We start from the raw sequence: 380 nt of genomic DNA on the forward strand, positions 1-380 counted from the left end.
TCTTTATTCTTTATTTGTTATTCTTGATTTCCCATGCGAGCCGCTGTTGTTTCATTGATTGTCCTGCTGGCGGCGAGCACGTTCGCGCAGGAGATGATGCCCGGCACGGCGCGGCCGCTGATCCAGAACATGGCGGCCCCAACCAGCGGATTCATCTGCCCGATGCACCCGAACGAAGTGAAGGCCACACCGGGAACCTGCAGCATTTGCGGCATGACGCTGGTGCCGGGCGATCCGATGGCCACGGCCGACTATTCGCTGAAAATCACGACCGAACCTCGTGCGCCGAAGGCCGGACAGAAGACGAAGTTCCGCATTACCGTCCAGCACCCGCTCAGCGGCGACGCCGTCACGCAGTTTGCGGAAGTCCACGACAAGCT

At 59.7% G+C, this 380-nt stretch carries 1 protein-coding gene; it reads left to right on the forward strand.

The genetic code is table 11. The features are described 5' to 3' along the window. Window positions 1–33: 33 nt before the first annotated feature. Window positions 34–380: heavy metal-binding domain-containing protein (locus I6F37_RS45030; RefSeq protein ID WP_225155137.1), on the forward strand; the 347-nt coding region annotated here is incomplete at its 3' end.

Source organism: Bradyrhizobium sp. NBAIM08 (assembly GCF_020193935.1).
In the GTDB taxonomy this organism is placed as follows: domain Bacteria; phylum Pseudomonadota; class Alphaproteobacteria; order Rhizobiales; family Xanthobacteraceae; genus Bradyrhizobium; species Bradyrhizobium yuanmingense.